The following is a 24,672-nucleotide window of genomic DNA, read 5'->3' as shown; positions in this document are numbered from 1 at the left end:
GGCTCTTACAAACGTTTGGCGGACAGAATCAGCACCGGAGTGCGCGGGACGTTCTGGAAGCCGGCGATGTTGCCCGTCGGGACTTGGGCGATTTTGTCGACCACGTCCATGCCACGTATGACCTTGGCGAATACCGCGTAACCAAAATCGCGCGAGCCATTGTCGAGGAAGGCGTTGTCCTTGTGGTTGATAAAGAACTGGCTAGTAGCAGAGTCGACGACTTGGGTGCGTGCCATGGCCAGGGTGCCGCGCACGTTGTGCAGGCCATTATTGGCTTCGTTCTTGATCGGGGCCTGGGTATTGCGCTGCTGCATGTCCGCATCGAAGCCGCCGCCTTGCACCATGAAGCCGGGGATCACCCGGTGGAACACGGTGTTGTCGTAGAAGCCGCTGTCCACATAGGAGAGGAAGTTCTGCACGCTGATCGGTGCCTTGTCGGCCTCCAGCTCGATCTCAATCTCACCCAGGCTGGTAGTCAGCAGGACATGGGGCTTTGCGGTGGGTTTTTCTGCGGCCAGCAGGCTGCTGGCGAACAACAGGGAACAGGCGACAAGGACAAGTTTCTTCAGCATTTTTAGCGGGCCTTCTTAGAGGGCGGACTGTGTTGTTCGACTTCAGCGAGAAAGTCGAGCAGGGTGGAGTTAAACCGTTCAGGTTGATCCATTGGCGTGGCGTGGCGCGAATCGTCGATAACCACCAGGCGTGCGTTAGGCAGCTCTTGCACGTACGCCTGTTTCAGCGCCACCGGGGTGTAGTCGTGATCGGCGCTCACCACCAAGGTAGGACAGGTGATGCGCGCGAGTCGTTCCCGTACGCCCCAGCCGATAATGGCATCAAGACTGGCGAGATAGGCGCGTTTGTCGTTCAGTGGCCAGCGTCGTTCGATCTTCAAACGCAGCTCGACTTGTTCAGGTTTGGGGAAGAGTAACTTGCCCAGGTTTTTGCCGATGGTCTCCAGGCTCAGCAGGCGTGACAGCGTCCAGCGTTGGGCGATCATCAGCACGTCGCTCGGGCTTTTTGCCTTCACCTCCGGGCCGCTGTTGACGATGGTCAGGCTTTTCAGCAAGTGCGGGTAATCGACGCCCAACTGAAAGCCGATCATCCCACCCATGGAAATGCCGACCAGATGCACCGAGCCGAGCTTGAGGTGCTCGACCAGCGCGGCGACGTCTTCGGCAAAGCCGGCAATGCTATAAGCCTCGCGCGGTTTGGCCGAGCGGCCGTGGCCGCGCACGTCGAGGGCGATCACCCGGTAGTGGGCGCTGAGTTGCGGGATCTGATATTCCCAGTCCTGGGTGCTGGAGCCCAGGCCATGCACTAGCAGCAGCGGGGCGCCGTGGCCGTACTCCTCGTAATGCAGCTGGCAACCATCGTTATCGAAGTAGGACATGCACACTCCAGGTAAATGGGTTCAATTCTGCCATTGGCTGAGGGTGGCCAGGCATCCGGAGAGTGCCGGCAGGGTCTCGCTGTCGCTCAGGTACGCGCTTGCGGTGCTGCAAAGGCCGCATCCAGCGGCGCAGCATCGAAGTTTTTAATCAGCTCGACAAGGATCTGCGTGGCCGGGCCGAGCGGTTTGTCTTTGTTCGAGTACAGAAAGAAGGTCGGATTACGCGTACCGCCCTGATCCAGCGGCAAGGCCTTGAGTGAACCCTCCTTGAGTTCGCGCTCGATCAGGTGGCGCGGCAGCCAGGCGAAGCCCAGACCGCTGCTGACGAAAGTGGCGGCGGTGACCAGGCTGCCGACGGTCCAGCGCTGTTCTGCGCCGAGCCAACCGACGTCGCGCGGCTGCTGCCGGCCGGAGTCTCGAATTACCACCTGCAGTTGGGATTCCAGATCCTGAAAGTTGATCTCGCGTTGCAGGCGGTGCAGCGGATGCTCTGGATGAGCGACCGCGACAAACTCGACCGAGCTCATCTCCATACCCAGGTAGCCGGAAATATTGAAGCCACTGATGGCCAGGTCGGCGATGCCTTCCTTGAGCACTTCCTCGACGCCGGAGAGCACCTCTTCGCGCAGGCGCACGCGACAGCCACGGCTCTGCGGCATAAAAGCGGTCAGCGCGCGTACCAGACGGGCATTCGGGTAGGCGGCGTCGACCACCACGCGGACTTCGGCTTCCCAGCCTTGCTCCATGTGGTGAGCCAGGTCTTCCAATTGGCTGGCTTGCTTGACCAGTTGCCGCGAGCGGCGCAGCAGTACGCCACCGGCCTCGGTCAGCACAGCTTTGCGGCCGTCGATGCGCAACAGCGGCACGCCGAGTTGCTCCTGCATTCGCGCCACGGTGTAGCTCACCGATGATTGCGAACGGTGCAGCGCTTCGGCGGCCTGGGCGAAACCGCCGTGATCGACCACTGCCTGTAGGGTGCGCCATTGATCCAGGGTCACGCGGGGCGCTTTCATCGCCAGTTCCTCATGTCGGGGGCCTGTAGTGATGCGTGGTCGAAGCAAACAAACCCTGGGAGTCGGCTTGCAGCCCCACTCACGCCTTGGGCGGCGACTCCGGCGGCGCAAACGGCAGAGGGCCCGCCTCGGCCTGGAGGTCCCACGGGTAGGCGCGTTGCAGCCCGGTTCAGATCGTAGGGCGCTTATATCTAAAAAACAAATCTATTGATTTGTTTTTGTCAGTCTTGGTGCACTTATCTCGATGTTTTTGGGCTGGGGGGCCTGGCGTCGGCCGTATGCCCAATACCTTCCAGGCTGGTGCGAGCGGCGTAAAATGGGATCGTCAGGGGCCTTCCAGCCGTGATGGACGCTGGACCAGATGCCGTGTCGGAGGTCGATCATGAACAGACTTATTTGTGCCGTGGCGCTGTTAGTGCCGGTGACCGCGCTGGCCACCTTCTTTCCCATCGACGTCACGCCGCACATGGACGGTACCGACGTGGCTTACGAGACCACCCCGCTCTTGTTCAATATGGGTGTCATGTCACTGCATAACAAAGGCAAGACGGCGGCGGCCTGCAAGGTGGTGTTCAACAACGGTCCGGAATATCCGCGGGTGCGCAAGGTCATCCTCGAGCCTGGGGAACAGGCGACGCTGGCGGGCAATTTCAAGAGCGAAATCATCCGGATGCGCATCGAGTTGACCTGCGTTCCGGTTTAGGTGGCCGAGCGTCGACAGTCTGTTAACCCCAGGGGCAAGGGGCAAGCTTTCGTCGGCGCCGATTCTTGCCCTATGCTGAGCCCCCGTTACTGGAGTCCTGCCCAATGCAAAAGATCCGCTGTGCCGTATTCGCTCTGTTGCCGCTGAGCGCCCTGGCCGCCACCTTTCCCATCGAAGTGGAGAAGCAACTGAACGGCGCCGAAGTGTCGGCCAGCTCGCAAGCCATCGACTTCAACATGGCCGGCATCCAGCTCAACAACTATGGGAAGGCTGCGGCCGAGTGCCAGGTGGTGTTCCGCAATGGCCCCGAGTCGCCGCGTACCCGTAAGGCCGACCTCGAACCGGGCCAGAGTGCACTGCTGACCAGCAGTTTCAAGAGCAAGGTCATCAGGCTGCGGATCAAGGTGACCTGCAACCCGAAGTAACGCCCAGCACGAGCGCTGCGCTGCGCTGCGCTGATTTTGATCGAAGGCTGAAACGGCTACCCGGATAAATCAAATTGATTGATTGTTCTGAGCGGTTTTTTGCGCTTTTTTATCGATATTGACGTGGGTAATCTGCGTTCCATCGAAACACACCAGCCATTCGATGGAGTTCGCCAGCATGTCCAAGGTTCTCGTGATTGAAAGCAGCGCCCGCCAGCAAGGTTCGATTTCCCGCCAGCTGACCGATGAATTCATCGTGCAGTGGCAAGCGGCTCATCCAACCGACCAGGTGACTGTACGTGACCTGGCTGTAGAGCAGGTGCCGCACCTGGATATCAACCTGCTGGGCGGCTGGATGACGCCGGCGGAACAGCAAACGGACGCGGAAAAAGCCGCGCTGGCGCGCTCCAATACGCTCACCGATGAGTTGCTGGCGGCCGATGTGCTGGTACTGGCGGCGCCCATGTACAACTTTGCGATTCCTAGCACCTTGAAGTCCTGGCTGGATCACGTGCTACGTGCCGGGGTGACCTTCAAATACACCGATACCGGCCCGCAAGGCCTGCTTACTGGCAAGCGCGCCTATGTGTTGACTGCGCGGGGCGGTATCTACGCCGGCAGCAGCATGGATCACCAGGAACCCTACCTGCGCCAGGCCCTGGGTTTTATCGGGATTCATGAGGTCAGATTTATTCATGCCGAAGGCCTGAACCTCGGTGGTGAATTTTTGGAAAAGGGCCTGAACCAGGCCAAGGCACAACTGGCTCAAGTGGCTTGATCTCCAGCGGATTTGCTACTGGACTAAAGATAGAAGGCTCGTAAACCACCGCTTTGCCTCGCTCCCACCCAAGCGGGAGCCCAGGCGCCAGGCAGTATCAAGAGGTGGCTGAGGACTCAAGCCGCGGTGCTTTAAGCGCTAAACCAGTTCTCTCTTCACGCCCGTTGCTCCTGGGCGTACTAGCCCGGTCGACTATTCCCCTTGGTCGTCCGGGCTTTTTTATGGCGGTTATTGGGTGGTGCCGGTGGTGCTGGCACGCTTTGCTCATTATCCATTGCATCGTCCAGGCTATTTAAACCGCCACGTTCGGGTTAAGGTCGCCGGCTGTTTTGCGAGGCTAGCCATGGTGCTGTTGGGTTTTTCGAAGATAGTGCAGGGGGGGCGGCCATGAGGTTGTCCGGTCGCGGCGTGGCGTTGTCGTTAACGGCTTCGGTGTTGTTCGCCCTGATGCCGGGGTATGTGCGCGAATTGGCACCGCTGGATGGTATCCAGGTGTTCGCCCAGCGCGTGCTCTGGTCGATTCCTGCTGTGCTGCTATTGGTAGCCGTGGCGCGCCAATGGGCTGTGTTGGGGGCGGTGTTCCAGCGTCTGCGTAACGAGCCATTGTTGTTGGCCGCCTTGCCATTGGCGGCGGTGTTGATTGGCTTGCAGTGGGGCTTGTTTCTTTGGGCTCCGCTGGTGGGACGGATGCTGGAGGTGTCGCTCGGCTACTTCCTCTTACCGCTGGTGATGGTGCTGGCCGGCCGCTTGTTCTATAGCGAACGCCTGAGCCCGCTGCAAGGTATTGCGGTGGCGTTCGCGCTGCTTGGGGTGGCCCATGAGCTGTGGCTGACGCGGGCGTTCTCATGGGTGACTTTGCTCGCCGCGCTTGGCTATCCGCCGTATTTCATGCTGCGCCGCTGGATGCGTTTGGACGCGCTGTCCGGTTTCATCCTGGAGATGCTGATGCTGGCGCCACTGGCGGTATGGTTGATCGTCACTTATAGCCCGGCGGAGCTGTTCAGCCTGAGCCCGCAACTCTGGTGGCTACTCCCAGGCGTGGGCTTGCTTGGAACCTTGGCGTTTGCCGCCATGATGGCCGCCAGCCGGCTACTGCCGCTGGGCGTGTTCGGTATTCTCAGTTATGTCGAGCCGGTGTTGCTGTTTGCCGTGGCGGTGCTGTTTCTCGGCGAAGCCTTCGACCCGGCTCAGATCTGGACCTATGCGCCGATCTGGCTGGCGATATTACTGACCGGTTGGGACAGTGTGCACGTCCTGCGCAAGCAGGCGCGCCAGGGGCTGTAAGGCTGGCAGTACATGGTCGCGCAGCAGCGGGGCAAGGTTGGCCGGGTAGGGACGGTCGCGCTCCAGCCAGGCCAGTTCTTCCAGCTCGGCGGCGGCATGCACCGTATGCGGTAACTCGGCGATAAAGACTTCCGCATCCACCCAGGTATCGACCTCATTGGCCGCGACCGCGTGGAAACGACCCAGCGGCGTGAGGTCGGCGTCATTTAGCTGCAGCTGCAACTCTTCCCATAACTCCCTCTGCACTGCGGCCAAGGCCGACTCTCCTGTCTCGCGTTTGCCGCCCGGCAACATAAAGGCCAGCGTGCCACGTTTGCGCACCAGCAGCAGTCGGCCGTGCTGATCCAGCAGGCAGGCCGCGGCGATCTGTAACACGCTCATGCGAGTTCGCCTTCCGGCTGCACCTGGTAATGCAATTGCACGACACCGGTGCTGAAGCTGCGTTGTTCATGCAGCTTCAGGTTGCGTTCCAGGCCCGTGGAGAACAGCGGGATGCCCGCGCCGAGTAAGTACGGAATCACGCTGACCACGAGTTCATCGAGCAACCCGACGCTAAAACAGCTGGCGGCCAGTGAGCCGCCACCGACCAGCCAGATGCGCTTGCAGCCGGCGGCAGCCAGCTCGGCGATGGCCTCGGTCGGGGTGCTGTGGCTGATACTCACCTCGGGCGCCGCACGCGGCAGGTCGGCGCGGGTCAGTACCGTGCACGGCTTGCCAGGGTAAGGCCAGCCTCCCTCGAAGGCTTGCACCGTCTCGTAGGTGCCGCGGCCCATCAACAGGCCGTCGATGCTTTGGTAAAAGCCGCTGTAGCCATGATCGTCACCGGCGGCCTCGATCTGTTTGAGCCAGTCAACGCTGCCGTCCGGGCGCGCGATATAGCCGTCCAGACTGGCGGCGACGTAGTAGATAAGTGAGGCAGTCATGTCCACTTCCAAGTGTGTGTTATGCCTTTTGGAGTGGAGCGCTGGCGACAAGTTCGGCACTGTCGTGCAAGTCGAGATTGCCGCAGGAGCCGACCAAAGGCTCCGCAGTACCTGCTTCCGGCATATCCAGCAGCCTATCGAGTAGCCACGCCAAGCCACGGCCGCGCCCCTCGATGACCGGTCCGGATAGGCGGATAGTGCCCTGGCTAGCGCATTGCAGCAGTGGCGGCAGTTGTTCGACGCGGACCCCAGGGTGCTCAATAAGTGCATTCATACAGGCGGCCCCTGTGGTGAAAATGGCGGCAAGCTTACCCCGCTTGCCGCGGACGAATCCGCGGCAAAATGCACAGACTGCGAGTTTTCCGTGGCGACAACCGTTACGCTATACAACTGTTTACTGATTTTCGCCGAGGTAACCCCCGTGTTTTCCCAATTCGCCCTGCACGAACGCCTGCTTAAAGCCGTGGCCGAGCTGAAATTTGTCGAGCCGACGCCGGTGCAAACGGCGGCTATTCCGCCGGCGCTGGAAGGGCGTGATCTACGGGTGACGGCGCAAACCGGCAGCGGCAAGACCGCGGCCTTTGTGCTGCCGATGCTGAACCGGCTAATGGGCGACGCCAAGCCGCGGGTGGTGATTCGTGCGGTAATCCTGCTACCGACTCGTGAGCTGGCGCAGCAAACCCTCAAAGAAGTCGAGCGTTTCTCGCAGTTCACTTTCATCAAGTCCGGGCTGATCACCGGCGGTGAAGACTTCAAGGTGCAAGCCGCGATGCTGCGTAAGGTGCCGGACGTGTTGATCGGTACACCGGGGCGTCTGCTCGAACAATTGAACGCCGGTAACCTCGATCTCAAGAACGTCGAAGTGCTGGTGCTCGACGAAGCCGACCGCATGCTCGACATGGGTTTTGCCGAGGACGTGCAACGCCTGGCCGGTGAGTGCAAAGGCGCGCACCAGACCATGCTGTTCTCTGCCACCAGTGGCGGTGCCGGGCTGCGGGAAATGGTCGCCTCGGTGCTGCGTGAGCCGCAGCACCTGCAACTCAACAGCGTTAGCCAGCTGAACGAAGGCACCCGCCAGCAAATCATCACCGCCGACCACAACCAGCACAAAGAGCAGCTGGTGCACTGGCTACTGGCCAACGAGACCTACCAGAAGGCGATCATCTTCACCAACACTCGCGTGCAGGCCGACCGCCTGTATGGCCGCTTGGTCGCGACCGATCACAAGGTCTTCGTACTGCACGGTGAGAAAGACCAGAAAGACCGCAAGCTGGCCATCGACCGCTTGAAGCAGGGCGGCGTGAAAATTCTGGTGGCCACCGATGTGGCTGCCCGCGGCCTGGATGTGGACGGTCTGGATCTGGTAATCAACTTCGACATGCCGCGCAGTGGCGACGAATATGTGCATCGCATTGGCCGTACCGGGCGTGCCGGTGGAGAAGGCTTGGCGGTTTCGCTGATCTGCCACGGCGACTGGAACCTGATGTCGAGCATCGAGCGCTACCTGAAGCAAAGCTTCGAGCGACGCACCATCAAGGAGTTGAAAGGCACTTACCAGGGGCCGAAAAAGGTCAAAGCCTCTGGTAAAGCTGTCGGTGTGAAAAAGAAGAAGACCGACAAGAAAACCGAGAAGAAAGCTCCGGCCAAGACCGCGACCAAACGCAAAACCGCCAACCGGCCGAAAAGCGATGCGCCGGCCCTGGTCAGCCGCGATGGTCTCGCGCCGCTCAAACGCAAGAAACCGACCGAGCCAGCGGCCGAATAAGCGTTTGTAGGGTGGGTTAGGCCACGGGCCGTAACCCATCGAACGGCAGTTACTCCATCAAACTGAGCTTTACGACCTTACTTCGGCACGATCAGTATTTTGCCATCGCGTTCACCCCTGGCTGCGGCGGCCACGGCTTCCTTGATCTGGCTGACATCGTAGGTCGCGGCGACGCGGGTTTTCAGCTTGCCGCTGGCAATCAGTTGGGTCAGTTCGGCAAATACCTTCACCTGCTGCGCCGGCGTGGACACGCGGAACCACTTGGCCAGCCAGAAGCCGCGCAAACTTACGTCACGGAAGACGAAGGAGGCCGGCGAAACCTGGCACGGTTCGCGACTCATCATGCCGTAGTTCACCAGCACGCCGCCTTCACTAAGGCTGCCGGCCAGATGGTCTGTGGCAACGCCGCCAACCGCATCGATACCTAAGCGTACGGCAGCGCCACCGGTGGCTTCGCGCACGCGTTTGGGCAAGTCTGGCCCGTCCACCAGCACCACATCGGCACCTTCGGCTTTTACCGCGGCGACCGCCGACTCCCGGCGTACCACGTTGAGGGTTTTGAAGCCGCGCAGTTTAGCCAGCTGGATCAAATAGCTACCGACGCCGGAGTTGGCGGCGTTCTGAATTACCCAGTCGCCCGGTTGCAGATCGACGAACTCGCTGAGCAGTAGCGAAGCCGTCGGCGGGTTCACTGTCATCATCGCCAACTGCTGTGGGTCGGCGTCGGGTAGCGCAATCAGCTTCTTCGCTTCGACGTTCAGGTGCGTTACCCACGTGCCACAGCCAATCGGTAAAAGCACAGTTTGGCCGATTTTCAGCTGGCTCACCTCCGGGCCCAATTCTTCGACACGGCCAACCCCTTCATTGCCGCCAATCGCCGGCAGCGGCGGCAGCATGCCGTATTCGCCGGTCAGGGTGAGTACGTCCGAGGGGTTGATCGGTGCGGCCAAGACTTTGACCCGCACCTGACCGGGGGCCAGCGCAGGCAGCTGCAGTTCGACGGCTTCGATTACCTCTTGCGGCACTGGGCCGCGGCGTTGGTATTCGGCTTTCAGCATGCTGATTCTCCAAGAGTCACAGGGACAAAAACGGCTGCGATAGAGTCTAGACCTCAGTGGCTAAAAGAAACGCGCGGTCTGCCGACGGCAGAAACAAAATGCGCAGGAACGGCCGTTCACTTGAGGTCTGCGCGCCTGACTCCCCTCGCCTGTTTCACGGAAGAGGGGCTGGGGGAGAGGGTGAGTCACAGGCAAAAGTGAATTCATTTGGCCATGTTCCCCTCTCGCTAGCCCTCTCCCCAAAGGGGCGAGGGGACAAATGGCGCCAACGCCTGCTCAAGTGAACGACTGAGCACCGCAGCGGCGCTGATGCCGCTCACTTAAGGACTGCGCGCCTAAAACCCCTCGCCCGTTTACGGGAGCGGGGGCGGGCGAGGGATAAACGGCTCAGACGCATGCTCAAATGAACGGCATTGCTGCTGGCGCGCCCTTCAACATCGCTATCAAACCGCCGAACCGCTGCCACTGCGTCACCGACGTGGCAATTGTTCGTGGAGATCGAATGCTGAGAAATATCGAATAATCACTCCAAAAAAATGCGATTGAAGCGGATGTAGATCTAACAATACTGTGCAAAGGGCCGACCTGACCCATCAGTCGACCTACTCGATAACAAGAAGAAAATGAGGTAAGCGCAGTGGTGCAACAACCCCAACTTCGTGCCATCGAAATCGGCAAAAGCTATGGCAGCTTCTGTGCGTTGGATAGCGTTTCCATCGATATCCAGCAAGGCGAATTCCTCACTCTGCTAGGCCCCTCCGGTTCCGGTAAAACCACTTTCCTGATGATTCTCGCCGGGTTCCAGAATCCTTCACATGGCCGCTTGGAAGAACAAGGCCAAGACATCACCCGGCGCCCCGCCGAACAGCGTAATTTCGGCATGGTGTTCCAGGGCTACGCGCTGTTCCCGCACATGAGCATCGAGGACAACGTCGCTTTTCCGCTGAAGATCCGCGGCGTGAAAACCGAGGAACGCAACCGCCGCGTGCGGCACATGCTCGATGTGGTCGGCCTTGGCGAACACCGTGGCAAGCGTCCCAGCGAATTGTCCGGCGGCCAGCAGCAACGCGTGGCCATCGCCCGCGCGCTGGTGTTCGAGCCGGACATGCTGCTGCTCGACGAACCACTCTCGGCGCTGGACAAGAACCTCCGCGAACAATTGCAGGCCGAATTGCAGCGCATCCACCGGCAGATCGGCACCACCTTCGTCTTCGTCACCCATGACCAGAACGAAGCTCTTGCCCTGTCCACCCGCATCGCCATCTTCAATCGCGGCCAACTGGCACAGATCGACACCCCTCACACCATCTACAACCAGCCGAGCAACCGCTTCGTCGCTGAGTTCCTCGGCAAAATGAACCTGTTCCCACTGAGTCAGATGAGCCGTTCCGGCACCCACGCCTGCGGCCGCTATGGCGAAGCCGAACTGCGCGCCGAACCCTCGCTAGCACTCGATGCAAGTGCCCCACTGTTGGCCGTGCGGCCGGAACACATGCAACTGCATACCTCGGTGCCCAGCGCCGAAGGCCACAACGTGGTGCAGGCGGTGCTGACCGCCAAGACCTATCAGGGCTCGTGCACTGAGCTGGGCCTCAGTACCTCCGCTGACGGGACACCGCCGATGAGCCTGGCGGTACATGCCGACCACCTCGCGGCGCGCCTGGAACATGGGGCGCACGTCTGGCTGAGCTGGCCCATCGAAAAAAGTCTGCTGCTGGCCTAATCCACCTATCGGCGCCATCGGTTCCGCACGTCCTTCCCTTATTCGCAGGTAATCCGTCATGCACAATCCGCATCAGCAAGACTGCATCGAAATCCTCATGGAAAAGGCCCGTCGCGGGCAGATCGACCGTCGCTCCTTCCTCAAGGGCATGGGCCTGCTCGCCGCGCTGCCACTGGCCCTGCGAAACGGGGTGAGCTGGGCGGCGGACAAACCGCTGATCGTGGTCAACTGGGGTGGGGACGCGATCAAGGCGTTCGGCAAGGCCTGGACCGAAGGCTTCAGCAAGGCCACCGGCATTCCGGTGAAGATCGACGGCAGCGGGCCCACCGAAGGCGCCATCCGTACCCAACTGAGCAGCGGCCGGGTGAGCTGGGACGTGGTCGATGCGGAAAGCTCGATCCTGCAGAACCTCGGCAAGGAAGGCTTGGTGCAGGCGATCGACTACAACGTCGTCGACCGCAACAAGGTGCTGCCCGGCTTCGCCTATGAATACGGCATCGCCGACTACATGCTCAGCTACGTGATCGCCTACGACACCGAACGCTTCGGCGACAACGCCCCGCGCGACTGGAAGGATTTCTGGAACGTCGAGAAATTCCCCGGCAAGCGTACCCTCTACAAGTGGATGAACGGCATGCTCGAGGCCGCGCTGTTGGCCGACGGCGTTGAGCCGGACAAGCTCTACCCGCTGGACGTTGCGCGCGCCCTGAACAAGATCGAGGAACTCAAGCCACACGTGCTGGCCTTCTGGGGTTCGGGAGCGGAAACCCAGCAACTGCTGATCGAAGGCGAGGTCTCCATGGGCGCGATCTGGAACACCCGCGCCAAGGTGATCGGCGAGGACAGCGAAGGGCGCATCGCCTGGAGTTTCGACAACGCCCTGCTCACTTGCAGCAACTGGGGCGTGCTCAAGGGCAACCCCGCGGGTCGCGATGCGGCGATGCGCTTCATCGCCTACGCGCAAGACCCACAGTCGCAGGCCGAACTGTTCAAGCTGTTCGGCAATGGCCCGGCCAACCCGGCAGGCGCGGCGCTGATCCCGCCAGAGCTGCAGCATTTGAACTGCACGGCGGTAGAGAACCTGCCCAAGCAGATCCAGCTCAGCCACGAGTGGTACACCGACCATTACGCGGTAGCGCTCGAACAGTACCTGACGCGAATTTCGAAATGACCGGGAGCGACATGCATGGCCGGTAATGCTCCCTCGCGGCTCAAGCTTAGCGCTCTGCTGTTGCCGCTACCGCTGATCCTGCTGGTGTTCTATGTGCTGCCGTTCGCCGGCGTGGTGGGCTGGAGTTTCAGCCTGCCGGAGCCCGGCATCGAACAGTACCAGCGCATTGCCACCGACCCGGCGATCCACGACGTTCTCTGGCGTACCTTCAGGCTGTGCGCGACGGTGAGCGTGACCGCCCTGGTGATCGCGTACCTGATGGCTTACTGCTGGGTGTTCAGCTCGCCGTTCTGGCAGCGCATGGTGGAAATCTGCGTGTTCATCCCGTTCTGGCTGTCGGTGCTGGTGCGTGCCTTCGGCTGGCTGATCGCACTGCGCAGCAATGGCTTGCTGAACGGCTGGCTGCAAGCGCTGGGGTTGATCAGCGAGCCGTTGCAACTGACCCGCAACGAACTCGGCGTGATCATCGGAATGGTCCATTTCATGGTGCCATTCGCGCTGTTCCCGCTGGTTTCGACCATGCGCCGTCTCGACCCGCGCGTGCTGCTGGCCGCACGCGGGCTGGGGGCCGGGCAACTGCGCACCTTCTGGACGATCTTCGTGCCGCAGACCACACCGGGCATTCTCGGTGCCTTCATCATCGTCTTCGTGTTCTGCCTGGGCTTCTTCATCACTCCGGCGATCCTCGGCGGCGGGCAGACGGTGATGGTCGCCGAATACGTCTACCTGCAGATGTTCCAGACCAGCAACTGGGGCCTCGGTGCCGCGCTCAGCGTGGTGCTGCTGGCCATGGTAATGGGCTTGATCTGGGCGCTGCTGCGCATGACCCGCGTTGACAAGTTGGTGGGCTGAACCATGAACTCACACGAAACCCGAGGGACCAGCCGGCTGTTCGCGGTGATCGCCATGATCTTCATGGTGTTTCCACTGCTGGCGGTGATTCCCGTCTCCTTCACCGCTAAACGCTTTCTGTCGATGCCCAACGGGCACTGGTCACTGCGCCACTACGAAGCCCTGCTGGACAGCCCGGAATGGCTCTCCAGTCTCGGCCAGAGCGCTTTGGTGGCAACTGCGACCTGCATCATCGCCACCGCCCTAGCGGTGAGCTTCAGCCTTGGCATCTGGTATCTGCGCTCGCGCCTGGCGACCCTGCTGATCGGCCTGGTGCTGCTGCCGATGGCGATCCCGCCGATGATCTCGGCGATGGTCCTGTATTTCATGGAAACCACTGTCAGTCGCTTCGCTCCCGGGCTGGGTTACGACACCCTGTTCGGTCTGACCATCGCGCACATCGTAATGGTCGTGCCCTACGGCGTGGTAACCATGCTGGTAGCGCTCAGCCAACTCGACCGACGCATCGAACTGGCTGCGCGAAACCTCGGCGCCAGCCTCAGCCAGACCACTTTCATGGTGGTGCTGCCGAATCTCAAGCTGGGCATCGCCAGTACAGCGCTGCTGTGCTTCGCGCTGTCCTGGGAAGAGATTGCGGTGACCCTGTTTGTCACCAGCACCGAGGTCAACACCCTGCCACGACAGATCTGGTCGGGCCTACGCGACAACATCGATCCGGCGGTGGCGGCGATTTCCGTGCTGTTGATTGGAGTGACTCTGGTGACGCTGGTCGGCAGGATGCTTGCCCAGCGTTACGCGGCAAGGCAGCTTCAGGAATAAAAGTCCCACTTGTCCTCTATCCCCTGAGTTGATTAGTTCTCTCTACGGCTATGGGCGCCCGTCCAGGGCGATCCTAAAGGGAGAAGGCTGGAGAGAGGGCCAGGTTCCAGTGAGGTTGGTCGCGGCATAGGCCTATGAGTGTCGAAAGCGGCACCTCGAGTTGCATGGCGCTATCGCGATGCTCGGGGTCGGTTGCATGTCGTGAAGCTTTTGATGCTTTTGTTAGGTTCCTCGATGAGGCTCGGTTCTGAGCCTTCATTTCTGTCACGACAGGGGAGGGACGTATATGTCATTTGCAAAGGGGTTGCTCGCGGGTTTGTTGTTAACTGGCCTCGCCGGTCAGGTTCTGGCCACTGAATTGACCCATTGGCCAGAGCCGGCGGCCAAGCAACTCGACGCGTTGGTCAAGGCGAATGCCAACAAAGGCAATTACGCCGTGTTCGACATGGACAACACCAGCTACCGCTATGACTTGGAAGAGTCGCTGCTGCCCTTTATGGAAATGAAGGGCGTACTGACTCGGGAAAAGCTCGATCCCTCGTTGAAGCTGATCCCCTTCAAGGACGTCAATGGCCACAAGGAAAGCCTCAATAGCTACTACTACCGCCTCTGCGAAATCGACGACATGGTTTGCTACCCCTGGGTCGCGCAGGTGTTCTCGGGTTTCACCCTGAAAGAGCTGAAAGGCTACGTCGATGAGTTGATGGCCTATGGCAAGCCGGTGCCGAGCACTTATTACGAAGGCGACACGGTAAAAAACATCGAGATCAACCCGCCGAAGGTTTTCTCCGGTCAGCGCGAGCTGATGAACCTGCTGATGGAAAACGGCATCGAGGTCTATGTGATGACCGCCGCCCATGAAGAGCTGGTGCGGATGGTCGCCGCCGACCCCAAGTACGGCTACAACGTCAAACCGCAAAACGTCATCGGCGTCAGCACGCTACTGAAAGACCGTGCCACCGGGGCGGTGACCACTGCGCGCAAACAGATCACGGCTGGCAAGTATGACGAGAAGGCCAACCTGGGCCTGGAGCTCACGCCTTATCTGTGGACTCCGGCGACCTGGATGTCTGGTAAGCAGGCGGCCATCCTCACTTACATCGACGAGTGGAAGAAGCCGATCCTGGTGGCCGGCGATACGCCTAGCAGCGATGGCTACATGCTGTTCCACAGCACCGATGTGGACAAAGGCGGCATCCATCTGTGGATCAACCGCAAGGCTAAATACATGGACCAGATCAACGGCATGATCGCCAAGCACGCCGCCGCCCAGGCCAAGCTCGGCCAGCCGGTGACTGCCGACAAGAACTGGATAGTCGTGGTGCCGGAAGATATTCAGTAAACCTTGCCGCCGCCGGCCAGTCCGGCGGCTTTGCTCATGCCTCAGGCGTCCAGCAGCTTGCCGCTATGACGAATCTCGCTGCCAGCTACTTTGGCGACCGTATCCCCTCGTTTCACGAAGCGATATAAAGTGCATGCATAGAGCAGGCCTGCGTGGGGCTGTACAGAGTCTCGAAGTGGCCAGTAACCGGGTCGATGATTTCTGCCACCAGCTCGCCTTCAGACACCCTGGTGCCTACCGGCAACAGCAAGGCTAAACGCCTGGAGCGACAGGCATGGCATGAGCCAAGGCCGTTCTACTCAGAAGTGCCCGGCAAACTGGAAGCGGTTACCGGGGTGCCAAAGGTTGCTCACCGACGCGACCTTGTTTTGTGACCACGTACGGCGAAGATTCGCCCTCACTCATTGCTGAATGCTGCCGAATAAAGGCTGTCGGCATGGATGATTCAACTCGCTAGTCCACACCCTGAAGCAGCGCGGCGGTGACCAAATACTGGTTCGGGGTACGTTCGTTGCCATGAAAAAGGATACCCAGCACGCGTAGCCCGGTTGGAGTGAAGCAGAATCCGGGCTACAACTTATTTATCGTGATATCGACCATCTGTTTTGGGGCGGGTTTTGCCAGTCGTGAGTGGCGCTCTTCAGCCAGTATCTTCAAGCCGTAAGGAAAAAAGATGGACCCGTTCATGCAAGCTGCGATTGAAGAAGCACAACTTGGTCTGGCCGAGGGCGGAATTCCGATCGGTTCGGTCATCGTGCACCATGGCCGTATCATTGGGCGCGGACACAACCAGCGTGTGCAGCAGGGCAGCGTGATCAAGCACGGAGAGATGGATGCTTTCGAGAATGCCGGCCGCTTACCTGCCCACATCTACCGGGCTTCGGTGCTGTATACCACCCTGTCGCCCTGTGCGATGTGCAGTGGTGCGATCCTGCTTTACGGCATTCCGAAAGTCGTCATCGGCGAAAACCTGACTTTTATGGGCGAGGAAGAATCGCTCCGGGCGCGAGGCGTGCAGGTGGACGTCTTGCAGGATGATACTTGCGTGGAGCTGATGCGCAGCTTTATCGCCCGCAAGCCCGAGCTTTGGAATGAAGACATTGGTGAATGACCCTGACCATCCGGGCATCCGAAATTGGTCCAGGCTGTGTGAAAACTACTGCGCTCGGTTAGACGGCGTTAAAACCAGGCTCAAAATGCTCATTTACAACTCGTAAACTGCGCCTTTTCGCCTGTTTTTGCCTTGTCTAACCTTCGCTCGCTACGGCTTCACACAGCCTGGGTCATAAGCCGCCCTTCACCAACAGCTGCTTTCGACCTATTCCGTTTGCAAGGACTTCCATCCAGCGGCGCATGGTTAGAAGGTAACGTGCGAGTTGCCGCGCACGTTACAGGGATTGACACAGTGCCCATGCGCCCTACCCGATGGAAACGCGCTTGCTAGCGCTATTCGTCCACGCTGATGCCCGATCCCCCTAATTCCTTGGGAACATCCTTCAGCTTGGGGAACCCATCTTTGATGCGCAGCACGGTCTCCTGATAGTGGACGTGAACGCCTGGCGAGTACGCGAGATCCGGGATGACCGCGGCATACACGTCGATGAGCCCCATCCCCGGGTGTTCGGTGAAGATGTGCCCGCCGCAAGTCTTGCACCACTTGCGGTAACTCTGCGGTGACTTGTTGTATGTGCCGATGTTGTCAGCACCCCGAGTCACTTGCACGGCCTCGGGTTTCCACAGCGTGAAGGCATTGACCGGCCCTGCTGACCAATGCCGACACGACTCGCAATGGCAATAGCCCATCGCGGCCGGCTCGCCGCTGACTGTGAACTCGACTGCGCCGCAAAAACAGCTGCCCTTGTAAGACCGTTCAATGCTCATGGAATGACTCCTTGATCGATTGCCAGGCGATACCGCCGGGCATGGCATGGATCGCCTGGAGGTTGCCTACCTTCACCCGTCGATGTAGCGCACCGCTGTCGCCGGCGTGCGCCGCACCTGCAGTTCGAAAATGTCAGGGCGCGCGTAGTGCCCGGTGACGTCGAACGTCCGCCGCGCTGGCGCCACGCGTGTGACGTCGATGTCCGCATACAGGATGCCTGCCTCTCGGTGCAACGGACCGGCCACGAGCCGGCCTTGGGGATCGACTACCACCGAGTCGCCGTCGTTGATCCATTCGTCCGGATCGGGAAACAGCTGCGTACGAGCCGGGAAGTCGTCGGGGATGTCGCTGCCGCGCAGCAAGGTGCCGCTGCCGAGCACCCAACAGCGGCCTTCGAGTGCAATGTGGCGCATCGTGCTGATCCAGCCATCGCCACTGTCGTACGTGGGTGCGACGTAGATCTCCACCCCTTGGGCATACAGTGAATAGCGTGCCAGCGGCATGTAGTTTTCCCAGCAGATGAGCGCGCCAACGCGGCCGACCGGTGTATCGACCGTGCGCAACCCGGTTGCATCACCGAAGCCATGCACCATGCGCTCGGGATTGGTTGGCATCAGCTTGCGGTGTCGGTTGAGCACTTCGCCGTTCGCGCCGATAACGACTACGCTGTTGTAGAGCGTGCCGCCGCCATGGATCCGGTCGCATTCATTGATGCCGCACACGATCGTCACGGCGTGAACTCTAGCGGCCTCGCACAATTCGCTCAGGTCACCGTTCGCGATATCGACGGCGTTGGCCAGCAGCCGCGCATGCAACTGGCCCATTACAGCCCCGTCCCTTCCCGCCGCCAGCCGCCAGATCCATGACGGGTAACCTGGAATGAACTGCTCGGGCAAAACGATCAGCGAGGCTCCCGCCGCCGCAGCCTCAGCGACCGATTGCACGGCCCGGGCGATCGTGGCGCTGCGATCGAGCAGCACTGGCGGGCGCTGAATGATGGCAATCGTCGTCATGGTGTTCTCCTGTGGCTGTGGGCTTTCGACGGCCTCAGCGTGCGCGTGACGAAGTTGCAAGGCTAGTCCAGAATCTGAAGCGTTGTAGTCGCGGAGTCCAGGCAATGGAAGATAGCTACGGTCAGTTCTGCACGGTCGCGCGCGGTGCTGAAGCACTGTGCGAGCGCTGGACGCCTTTGGTCGTGCGCGAGCTGCTGTGCGGCAGTAAGCGCTTCAATGACCTACACCGCGGCGTACCACGGATGTCCACCAGCCTGCTGGCACAGCGGCTGCGCCATTTGGAAGATATCGGTGTCGTTCATCGCACGGCCGCAGGCAAAGTCTGGAAGTACAGCCTGACCGAGGCGGGCGAGGATTTGCGCCCCATCATCATGGCGCTCGGTCATTGGGGCGCGCGCTGGATCGGCAGTCGCCTTCGCGATGACGAACTCGACGCGGGCCTGCTCATGTGGGACGTGCGCCGGTTCGCGCGCATCGAGGAGTTCCCGCCCCGACCGGTGGTCATCCACTTCAGGTTCCGCGACGCGCGGCCCGGCGAGCAAGAGTGGTGGCTCGTGGTCGAGCATGGTGTGGCAGACCTGTGCCGCGACGACCCCGGACGCGACCTGACGCTCGTCGTGGACTCTAGCGTGCGCGCGTTGACCGAGGTGTGGACTGGCGACCGCACACCGCGGGAGGTCCTTCAGTCCCGAGAGCTGGGTGTCGACGGCGTGGCACAGGATGCGGAAAGCCTGTGGCGCTGGCTTGGCACGAGCACGTTCGCCGGTACCCGGAGCGCTGCACTCTAGCCCTGGCGGCTGCCATCGCGGAACCATCTTCCACGGTCGACAAACCGCTCTCGACCTCTTTCGGATGCTATGAGGCATCTACAGAATCAGAGGCGGTTCAGCTACAGTTCCTGCAGCATCCCCACCGATCATCCGCCCAAGGAGGGCCCCAATGCGATTGATCTGTGCAGTACTACCCCTACTGGCGCTCGCCGGTTGTTCATCCTTTCGCGCCGACCCAGACCAAGTGACCCAGGTCCCCGATGACCGCCTGCTGGCCTATCAGCAGCCTATCGAAGGCGGTGGTCAGGTCGTGGTGAACCGCGACATGGGCATGCTCGGCGGTGGTTGTTACGTGGCCTTCCTGATCGACCGCCAGGTGGCCGCGCGTATCGGCATCGGCGAGGTGGCCAACTTCCACGTGCCAGCGGGAGCTCGCATCGTCGGCATCGGCATCGATGAACAGGACGACACACTCTGCGGCAAGGGCCGCCTGCGCAGCGAACTGGCTGTTCGGTTGGAGGAGGGTGAGAGCCAGCATTTCCGAATCGTCAGTGAGAACAAGGGCGGGTTTGCGATTCGGGCGGAGGCACGTTGAGCCTCATCCGCGTGTGATTGCAAGAGGACGGCACCAGTGTGCAATCCCTCCTGCGCACGCTTCCCCTGGTTCACCGTCTCCCGCCACGCGCTGTGTCGCTGTATGGGGTAGCGGGCAGCGGGCACGTCATTGCGCACGCTAATGAGGCCTGAGCTGCCGAGATAATGGTTTTCACAGAAATATTGGTTCTATGGCACAAGCCTGTTGGGATGGCCGTGGCTGGCTGAGATCGGCAAAAAGCGGTCTCTCGCGTACTAACGTTCGATGAAAGAGGCCGCTGCACTCACAGCGCGGCGCCTAGCATTTTGAGGTACTGGGGGCTCTCGGATATTGAGTTGTGGCCCCTACCCGGTATGACTTGTAGCGAGGCCACGCCGTTGGCGAAATGCGTGTAGAGCTTCTGCGTGCTTGAGCGCGGTATGACTTCGTCGTGCTCAGCGGCGATCAAGAGTGTCGGCACAGCTATGCGAGGCGCGTATTTCCAGGATTCAAACTTGTCCTTTAGCAGCCACTTCACCGGGAAATAGGGGAACTGACTTGCGGCGAGTTCTTGAAGACTGTTGTAGGGCGTGATCAGGATCAGGCGCGCTGCCGGGCGTTGGCTAGCGAGGCGAACGGCAACGCCCGAGCCCAAGCTGCGACCCACAACCGCAATACGTGAGTGTGCGGCGTAGACCTTGTCAAACAAGGCAATCGCATCGCGCTGAATTGAATCCTCAGATGGCGACCCAGAACTTCCACCGTAGCCTCTGTAGTGAAGCAAGTAGATGGCGTGATCTGGAAAAGCCTGCGAAAACGTGGGCAGGCTCAAAGAGACGTCCTCGGCATTTCCTCCGAAGTAGATCAAAGCATTCGGGCCGTCGTGCGGCCTGACTGACACCAGTACATCCGCGTCGGCTACTGGCAGCTTAAGAATAGTTGCGGAGGTACCAATGGCGCGTGGTTGTGGGTGGTAGATGAGGGCGCGTTGAAACACGAACAGCGCGGCACAGAGCCCCAGGTACAAGGCTGCAACTAATGCGAAGAGTGAAACCAAGGTTCGCGGCATGCGGCTAACTACTATCTAGTAGGCGACTCTGTTCGAGGTGAAACACGACTTGGACAGCAAGCCCGGGCTGCTCAAGTCGATTCGGCAGCAGCCCAAACAACGCTAGTAAAGTGCCAGCTTTCTGTCCACTGACCGCTCAAGGTCGCTACCCGTGTGAATGCTGAACGTGGGCCTGCAAGGGCTGAAGCGGCAATCCTTGGGTAAGCAACGTTCGCGGCCTTTGCTCTTCCGCTTAGTCGATGAGCGCCGTTGATGAGTAATGGCAAAATCGTCCAGATGCTCTGGATTGTTTGTGATGCCCTACTTAAGGAAGCAATGGTGGCGGCGGCTTGTGCTTTCAGCCATAAGCCTGGGGCGCTCGCACAATTGCGGCGGTTTGAGGTCAGGAAAACATGTATCACGGTGAAAGATTCAACGCCTGGACTCACTTGGTCGGTGCTGTCCTGGCCTGTATCGGCGCGGTCTGGCTGCTGGTGTTGGCAAGCCTGGATGGCTCCCCGTGGAAGATCATCAGTGTCGCGATCTATGGCGCTACCTTGCTGTTGCTCTACAGCACCTCGACGATCTATCACAGCGTGCAGGGGCGAGCGAAGGTGATCATGCGCAAGCTCGATCACCTGTCGATTTATCTATTGATCGCGGGCAGCTACACGCCGTTTTGTCTGGTGACTTTGCGTGGGCCGTGGGGCTGGTCGTTGTTCGGAATAGTCTGGGGGCTGGCGCTGATCGGCATGCTGCAAGAGATCAAGCCGCGCTCCGAGGCGCGGATTTTATCCATCGTGATCTATGCGCTGATGGGCTGGATTGTCCTGGTGGCGGTCAAACCTCTGATCGCAGCCCTGGGCAATGTGGGCTTTACCTGGTTGGCCGCTGGCGGAGTTTTCTACACCGTCGGGATTATCTTCTTTGCCTTCGACAGCCGCTTCCGTCATTGGCATGGTATCTGGCACCTGTTTGTTATTGCCGGGAGCTTGCTGCACTTTGTTGCGATCTTGTTCTATGTCTTATGAAACAACCCTGGCCAATTGAACAGCTCCGGGTTTAATAGGCGCCCTGCGATTGTCCGGAATGGGTCGACTTCTGCCTTTCGCGACAGGCAGCTACCGGCCAACAGCAGACACTGGCTGTCCTAGGTGCCTATAAATCAGGACGAAAATTTGTTTCGCGCCCGTACTGGCACGGATTCTCCAAGTACCTTTTTTCAAGGTGATCACGCTATGCATTTTCGAGTCGTTCCCGCAGAAACTCGATAAACCGTTGGGTTTTCGCTGGCAACAGTCGCGTCTCGGTGAGGGCGTAAACCGAGATGGGCGAGGCGTGCCACTGCGGCAAGACTTTGCGCAGAGTGCCATTGGCAAGGTCTTGCGCAGCGATGCCTTCCGGTAGTAACGCGATACCTAGGTCCAGCGTCGCCAGACGTCGAATCATTCCCACGCTGTTGAGTTCGAATCGACCGCCAATCTCGACGTCCACAGCCCCTTCATTGCTGGAGAGCGTCCAGCGGTCAGCACGCGTTCCGCGCAGCCGTAGGCATTCGTGATTTGTCAGATCCGAGGGATGAATAGGATCACCGGACAGTTCGAGATAGTGGGGTGAGGCGTAAAGACAGCGGCGCAAACTGGCGAGCTTACGGGCAATCAGGTTCGAACTTGCAGGCTCGCCCATGCGAATGACCACATCAACCGGCTCACTCACCAGATCGACCTGACGCGGGGTCAGATCGAACTCGAAGCTGATACCGGGATACAGCCGAGCAAACTCCGCAATCAGCGGCGCCAGGTAGATATTGGCGAAATCCACCGGGAGCGAGGCCCGCAGTACACCGCTGGGTCGAGCAAGCATTTCGCCCAGCTGCTCGTGCGCGAGCCTGGCCTCCTCGACGATGCGTTTGCAGCGATCGAAGTACAACTGCCCCGCCTCAGTCAGCTCGATCTTGCGGGTTGTACGATGCAGAAGCCTTAGCCCGATTTCCTTCTCGAGGCCACTTATCCGGCGAGACAGCGTCGAGTTCGGCATACCCATAGCCTCCGCCGCTCGGCGGAAACTACGCGCCTTCACGACCTCGACAAACAGTGCCATGTCGTTGAGAAACTCCAATGCCATTGCTCCATCAGTGGATCAGTCATTTCAATTTTACCCGGTTTATCCCGGATTCGGATTGATGAATGATAGCCACATCGTTTACTGAGGAGCACCGCAATGAATTCGCTTTTTTCTCAAGTCCAGCTCGGTCGCTACACACTGTCCAACCGTATGGTCATGGCTCCGATGACTCGCTCGCGTTCCGATGATTCAGGGGTACCGACCGAGCTGGTGCCCACCTACTACGCACAGCGCGCCGGTGCTGGGTTGATCATCACTGAAGGGGTGTTCCCTGTCGCACTGGGTAAGGGTTACGTCCGCACCCCCGGTATCGAAACCGCCGAGCAGGTTGCCGCCTGGAAGCAAGTCTCCGAGGCCGTACATGCTCGCGGTGGACGGATCTTCATGCAGTTGATGCACTGCGGACGCATTTCGCACCCTTCGCTGTTGCCTAATGGCGCCCAGCCACAGGCACCCTCCGCGATCAAACCCGCAGGCCAGACGTGGACAGCTACGGGCCTTGAGGACTTCGTCACTCCACATGCGTTGAGCGTGGTGGAGATCGCCTCGGTCATCGAGGACTACCGTCGGGCGGCACGCCTAGCTGTGGAAGCCGGGTTCGACGGTGTCGAGTTGCATGCCGCTTCGGGGTATCTGCCTGAACAGTTTCTCTCGACTGGCAGCAATCAGCGCACTGATGAGTACGGTGGATCGGTTGAAAACCGTGTTCGCTTTGTACTGGAGGTGCTGAACGCAGTATCGACGGAGATTGGTAGTGATCGTGTGGGCCTCAAGATCTCACCTGAAATGAACTTCAACGACATCGTCGATGCCAACCCGCAAGAAACCTACACCTATCTGGTCGAGCAACTGCGCGGGCTCAATCTCGGCTATCTGCATGTTGCCCTGTTCGGCGCCAGCATCGACTACCACGCCTTGTTGCGCCCACTGTTCGATGGCAGCTACCTGATAGGTGGCGGACTCGACCAACACTCCGCCGAATCCCTGATCGTTGATGGTCGAGCAGACGCGGCAGTTTTTGGCAGCGCATTCCTCGCCAACCCCGATCTGCCCGAGCGTTTTCGCACAGGCGCCGGGCTTAATGTGCCGAACAAGGACACGTTCTACGCACCGGGCGTGGAGGGGTATATCGATTACCCGGCGATGAGCCCGGCACAAAGCGCCTGAGGAAACTGCCATGACGACCGTCGCACGACTACAGCGCATGAATCACGGCAGTCACTTCCGTGCGTTCACGCTGCGGGGAGGTCAGTCCGCCGAACCCATCGACCCGTTTCTCGCGGTCGACCATGCCTGGATCAGCGGGCCGACGTTTCCACCGCACCCGCATGCTGGTTTTTCAGCGGTGTCCTACCTGTTTCTTGATTCCGAGACAGGGATTGATAACCGGGACTCGCTGGGCAATCGCAACCTGATTCGGCCGGGTGGGCTGCATTGGACGGCGGCGGGTAACGGCGTGGTGCATGAAGAAGTGCCCGCCGAGCCGGGCAAGACCGTGCACATGCTGCAGATTTTCATCAACCTCCCACGGGATCGGCAAGCGGCCTCGCCGTTTGTGTTTAGCCTCGAAGCGCAGGACGTGCCCGTGGTGCATTTGCCGGGGGCCAAAGTCAGGGTGCCGCTGGGCAGTTTTGCGGGTGTTTCTTCGCCGCTATCGCTGCCCACCGACGTGCGCATGCTGGACATCGCCATCGAGGAAGGCTCTGAAGTGAGCATCCCGATACCGGAGGGCCATACCGCGTTCGTGATGCCGATTGACGGTGAGGTGTCGGTCGATGGCCAACTCTTCAACCTCATCGAGCCAAAGCTGCCAGTGAACCTGCCGCAGCGCGAGGATCGCATCGTCACGTTGGGTGCAAACAAGGGAAACACCAAGGCGGTGCTGTTTTCTGGCCTCCCCCTTCGTCAACCGGTGTATTGGCAAGGGCCACTGGCGCTTGCCTCTTCAGAAGCGCTGACCGAGGCCGTCGAGAGCTACCAGCGCGGTGCGTTCGGAAAGCTGCAACCTCGTTGAA

General features: G+C 60.1%; 27 protein-coding genes. 16 read left to right on the top strand and 11 right to left on the bottom strand.

What is annotated here, in order from left to right; genetic code table 11:
* Positions 1 to 5 precede the first annotated feature (5 nt).
* The 3 genes from D3879_RS12730 to D3879_RS12720 form a co-directional block, all read right to left on the bottom strand.
* Positions 6 to 572 (bottom strand): peptidylprolyl isomerase, encoded by a 567-nt coding sequence (locus tag D3879_RS12730; RefSeq protein ID WP_119954588.1) that lies wholly within the window; start codon positions 570 to 572, stop codon positions 6 to 8.
* A 2-nt stretch (positions 573 to 574) separates the two neighbouring features.
* Positions 575 to 1,390 (bottom strand): alpha/beta fold hydrolase, encoded by an 816-nt coding sequence (locus D3879_RS12725; RefSeq protein WP_119954587.1) that lies wholly within the window; start codon positions 1,388 to 1,390, stop codon positions 575 to 577.
* Between the two features lie 86 nt (positions 1,391 to 1,476).
* Positions 1,477 to 2,403 (bottom strand): LysR family transcriptional regulator, encoded by a 927-nt coding sequence (locus D3879_RS12720; RefSeq protein WP_119954586.1) that lies wholly within the window; start codon positions 2,401 to 2,403, stop codon positions 1,477 to 1,479.
* A gap of 382 nt (positions 2,404 to 2,785) precedes the next feature.
* On the opposite strand from D3879_RS12720, the gene D3879_RS12715 reads away from it, so the two are divergent.
* From D3879_RS12715 to rarD, 4 genes are all read left to right on the top strand, one after another.
* Positions 2,786 to 3,106: a 3-phosphoglycerate kinase gene (locus D3879_RS12715; protein WP_119954585.1), complete on the top strand. Its 321-nt coding sequence runs from the start codon at positions 2,786 to 2,788 to the stop codon at positions 3,104 to 3,106.
* 104 nt (positions 3,107 to 3,210) lie between these two features.
* Positions 3,211 to 3,531, top strand: a complete 321-nt coding sequence (locus D3879_RS12710; RefSeq protein WP_119954584.1) for a 3-phosphoglycerate kinase — start codon at positions 3,211 to 3,213, stop codon at positions 3,529 to 3,531.
* Positions 3,532 to 3,709: 178 nt separating this feature from the next.
* A complete protein-coding gene (locus tag D3879_RS12705) occupies positions 3,710 to 4,309 on the top strand; it encodes an FMN-dependent NADH-azoreductase (RefSeq protein WP_119954583.1) in 600 nt (199 codons plus the stop codon).
* A gap of 387 nt (positions 4,310 to 4,696) precedes the next feature.
* Positions 4,697 to 5,593: an EamA family transporter RarD gene (rarD, locus tag D3879_RS12700; protein ID WP_119954582.1), complete on the top strand. Its 897-nt coding sequence runs from the start codon at positions 4,697 to 4,699 to the stop codon at positions 5,591 to 5,593.
* Here rarD and D3879_RS12695 read toward each other — a convergent pair.
* The 3 genes from D3879_RS12695 to D3879_RS12685 are packed head-to-tail and all read right to left on the bottom strand — an operon-like array spanning position 5,534 to position 6,790.
* Positions 5,534 to 5,974, bottom strand: coding sequence for an NUDIX hydrolase (locus D3879_RS12695; protein ID WP_119954581.1), 441 nt, complete (start codon positions 5,972 to 5,974; stop codon positions 5,534 to 5,536). The two genes, rarD and D3879_RS12695, sit on opposite strands and share 60 nt — an antisense overlap.
* The gene (locus D3879_RS12690; RefSeq protein ID WP_119954580.1) at positions 5,971 to 6,516 is read right to left on the bottom strand and encodes a dihydrofolate reductase family protein; all 546 of its coding nucleotides are present in this window, start codon (positions 6,514 to 6,516) and stop codon (positions 5,971 to 5,973) included. Before D3879_RS12690 ends, D3879_RS12695 begins: the two co-directional genes overlap by 4 nt.
* A gap of 19 nt (positions 6,517 to 6,535) precedes the next feature.
* Complete coding sequence (locus tag D3879_RS12685; protein ID WP_119954579.1) at positions 6,536 to 6,790, bottom strand: hypothetical protein; 255 nt, start codon at positions 6,788 to 6,790, stop codon at positions 6,536 to 6,538.
* Positions 6,791 to 6,937: 147 nt separating this feature from the next.
* Here D3879_RS12685 and D3879_RS12680 point away from each other — a divergent pair, with 147 nt between their 5' ends.
* The gene (locus D3879_RS12680) at positions 6,938 to 8,281 is read left to right on the top strand and encodes a DEAD/DEAH box helicase (RefSeq protein ID WP_119954578.1); all 1,344 of its coding nucleotides are present in this window, start codon (positions 6,938 to 6,940) and stop codon (positions 8,279 to 8,281) included.
* Positions 8,282 to 8,358: 77 nt separating this feature from the next.
* Here the strand turns inward: D3879_RS12680 and D3879_RS12675 are convergent, their stop codons facing one another.
* Positions 8,359 to 9,339, bottom strand: a complete 981-nt coding sequence (locus D3879_RS12675; RefSeq protein WP_119954577.1) for a zinc-dependent alcohol dehydrogenase family protein — start codon at positions 9,337 to 9,339, stop codon at positions 8,359 to 8,361.
* Positions 9,340 to 9,976: 637 nt separating this feature from the next.
* Here D3879_RS12675 and D3879_RS12670 point away from each other — a divergent pair.
* From D3879_RS12670 to D3879_RS12645, 6 genes are all read left to right on the top strand, one after another.
* Positions 9,977 to 11,062 (top strand): ABC transporter ATP-binding protein, encoded by a 1,086-nt coding sequence (locus D3879_RS12670; RefSeq protein WP_119954576.1) that lies wholly within the window; start codon positions 9,977 to 9,979, stop codon positions 11,060 to 11,062.
* A gap of 58 nt (positions 11,063 to 11,120) precedes the next feature.
* A complete protein-coding gene (locus D3879_RS12665) occupies positions 11,121 to 12,233 on the top strand; it encodes an ABC transporter substrate-binding protein (RefSeq protein ID WP_119954575.1) in 1,113 nt (370 codons plus the stop codon).
* Between the two features lie 15 nt (positions 12,234 to 12,248).
* A complete protein-coding gene (locus D3879_RS12660) occupies positions 12,249 to 13,085 on the top strand; it encodes an ABC transporter permease (RefSeq protein WP_119954574.1) in 837 nt (278 codons plus the stop codon).
* 3 nt (positions 13,086 to 13,088) lie between these two features.
* Entirely contained in the window at positions 13,089 to 13,904 is an 816-nt protein-coding gene (locus D3879_RS12655) for an ABC transporter permease (RefSeq protein ID WP_119954573.1), read from the top strand.
* 286 nt (positions 13,905 to 14,190) lie between these two features.
* Positions 14,191 to 15,246, top strand: a complete 1,056-nt coding sequence (locus tag D3879_RS12650) for an HAD family hydrolase (protein WP_119954572.1) — start codon at positions 14,191 to 14,193, stop codon at positions 15,244 to 15,246.
* Between the two features lie 673 nt (positions 15,247 to 15,919).
* On the top strand, positions 15,920 to 16,357 hold the full coding sequence (locus D3879_RS12645; protein ID WP_119954571.1) for a nucleoside deaminase: 438 nt from the start codon (positions 15,920 to 15,922) through the stop codon (positions 16,355 to 16,357).
* 335 nt (positions 16,358 to 16,692) lie between these two features.
* On the opposite strand, the gene D3879_RS12640 is transcribed toward D3879_RS12645, so the two are convergent.
* Together D3879_RS12640 and D3879_RS12635 are read right to left on the bottom strand one after the other, a co-directional pair.
* The gene (locus tag D3879_RS12640; RefSeq protein ID WP_119954570.1) at positions 16,693 to 17,127 is read right to left on the bottom strand and encodes a GFA family protein; all 435 of its coding nucleotides are present in this window, start codon (positions 17,125 to 17,127) and stop codon (positions 16,693 to 16,695) included.
* 72 nt (positions 17,128 to 17,199) lie between these two features.
* A complete protein-coding gene (locus D3879_RS12635; RefSeq protein WP_119954569.1) occupies positions 17,200 to 18,141 on the bottom strand; it encodes a carbon-nitrogen hydrolase family protein in 942 nt (313 codons plus the stop codon).
* 104 nt (positions 18,142 to 18,245) lie between these two features.
* Between D3879_RS12635 and D3879_RS12630 the strand changes: the two genes are divergently transcribed.
* Together D3879_RS12630 and D3879_RS12625 are read left to right on the top strand one after the other, a co-directional pair.
* Positions 18,246 to 18,929 (top strand): winged helix-turn-helix transcriptional regulator, encoded by a 684-nt coding sequence (locus tag D3879_RS12630; RefSeq protein ID WP_119954568.1) that lies wholly within the window; start codon positions 18,246 to 18,248, stop codon positions 18,927 to 18,929.
* Between the two features lie 151 nt (positions 18,930 to 19,080).
* Positions 19,081 to 19,506: a 3-isopropylmalate dehydratase gene (locus D3879_RS12625; RefSeq protein ID WP_119954567.1), complete on the top strand. Its 426-nt coding sequence runs from the start codon at positions 19,081 to 19,083 to the stop codon at positions 19,504 to 19,506.
* Between the two features lie 283 nt (positions 19,507 to 19,789).
* On the opposite strand, the gene D3879_RS12620 is transcribed toward D3879_RS12625, so the two are convergent.
* Complete coding sequence (locus D3879_RS12620; RefSeq protein ID WP_119954566.1) at positions 19,790 to 20,554, bottom strand: alpha/beta hydrolase; 765 nt, start codon at positions 20,552 to 20,554, stop codon at positions 19,790 to 19,792.
* A gap of 392 nt (positions 20,555 to 20,946) precedes the next feature.
* Here D3879_RS12620 and trhA point away from each other — a divergent pair, with 392 nt between their 5' ends.
* Entirely contained in the window at positions 20,947 to 21,564 is a 618-nt protein-coding gene (gene trhA, locus D3879_RS12615) for a PAQR family membrane homeostasis protein TrhA (RefSeq protein WP_119954565.1), read from the top strand.
* A gap of 205 nt (positions 21,565 to 21,769) precedes the next feature.
* Here the strand turns inward: trhA and D3879_RS12610 are convergent, their stop codons facing one another.
* On the bottom strand, positions 21,770 to 22,651 hold the full coding sequence (locus D3879_RS12610; protein WP_119954963.1) for a LysR family transcriptional regulator: 882 nt from the start codon (positions 22,649 to 22,651) through the stop codon (positions 21,770 to 21,772).
* 102 nt (positions 22,652 to 22,753) lie between these two features.
* Here D3879_RS12610 and D3879_RS12605 point away from each other — a divergent pair, with 102 nt between their 5' ends.
* Together D3879_RS12605 and D3879_RS12600 are read left to right on the top strand one after the other, a co-directional pair.
* Positions 22,754 to 23,824, top strand: coding sequence for an alkene reductase (locus D3879_RS12605; RefSeq protein WP_119954564.1), 1,071 nt, complete (start codon positions 22,754 to 22,756; stop codon positions 23,822 to 23,824).
* A gap of 10 nt (positions 23,825 to 23,834) precedes the next feature.
* Complete coding sequence (locus D3879_RS12600) at positions 23,835 to 24,671, top strand: pirin family protein (RefSeq protein WP_119954563.1); 837 nt, start codon at positions 23,835 to 23,837, stop codon at positions 24,669 to 24,671.
* Position 24,672 lies beyond the last annotated feature (1 nt).

Origin of the sequence: Pseudomonas cavernicola (assembly GCF_003596405.1) — a bacterium.
Taxonomy (GTDB): Bacteria; Pseudomonadota; Gammaproteobacteria; order Pseudomonadales; family Pseudomonadaceae; genus Aquipseudomonas; species Aquipseudomonas cavernicola.
This window is presented reverse-complemented; position numbering and strand designations above follow the sequence as displayed.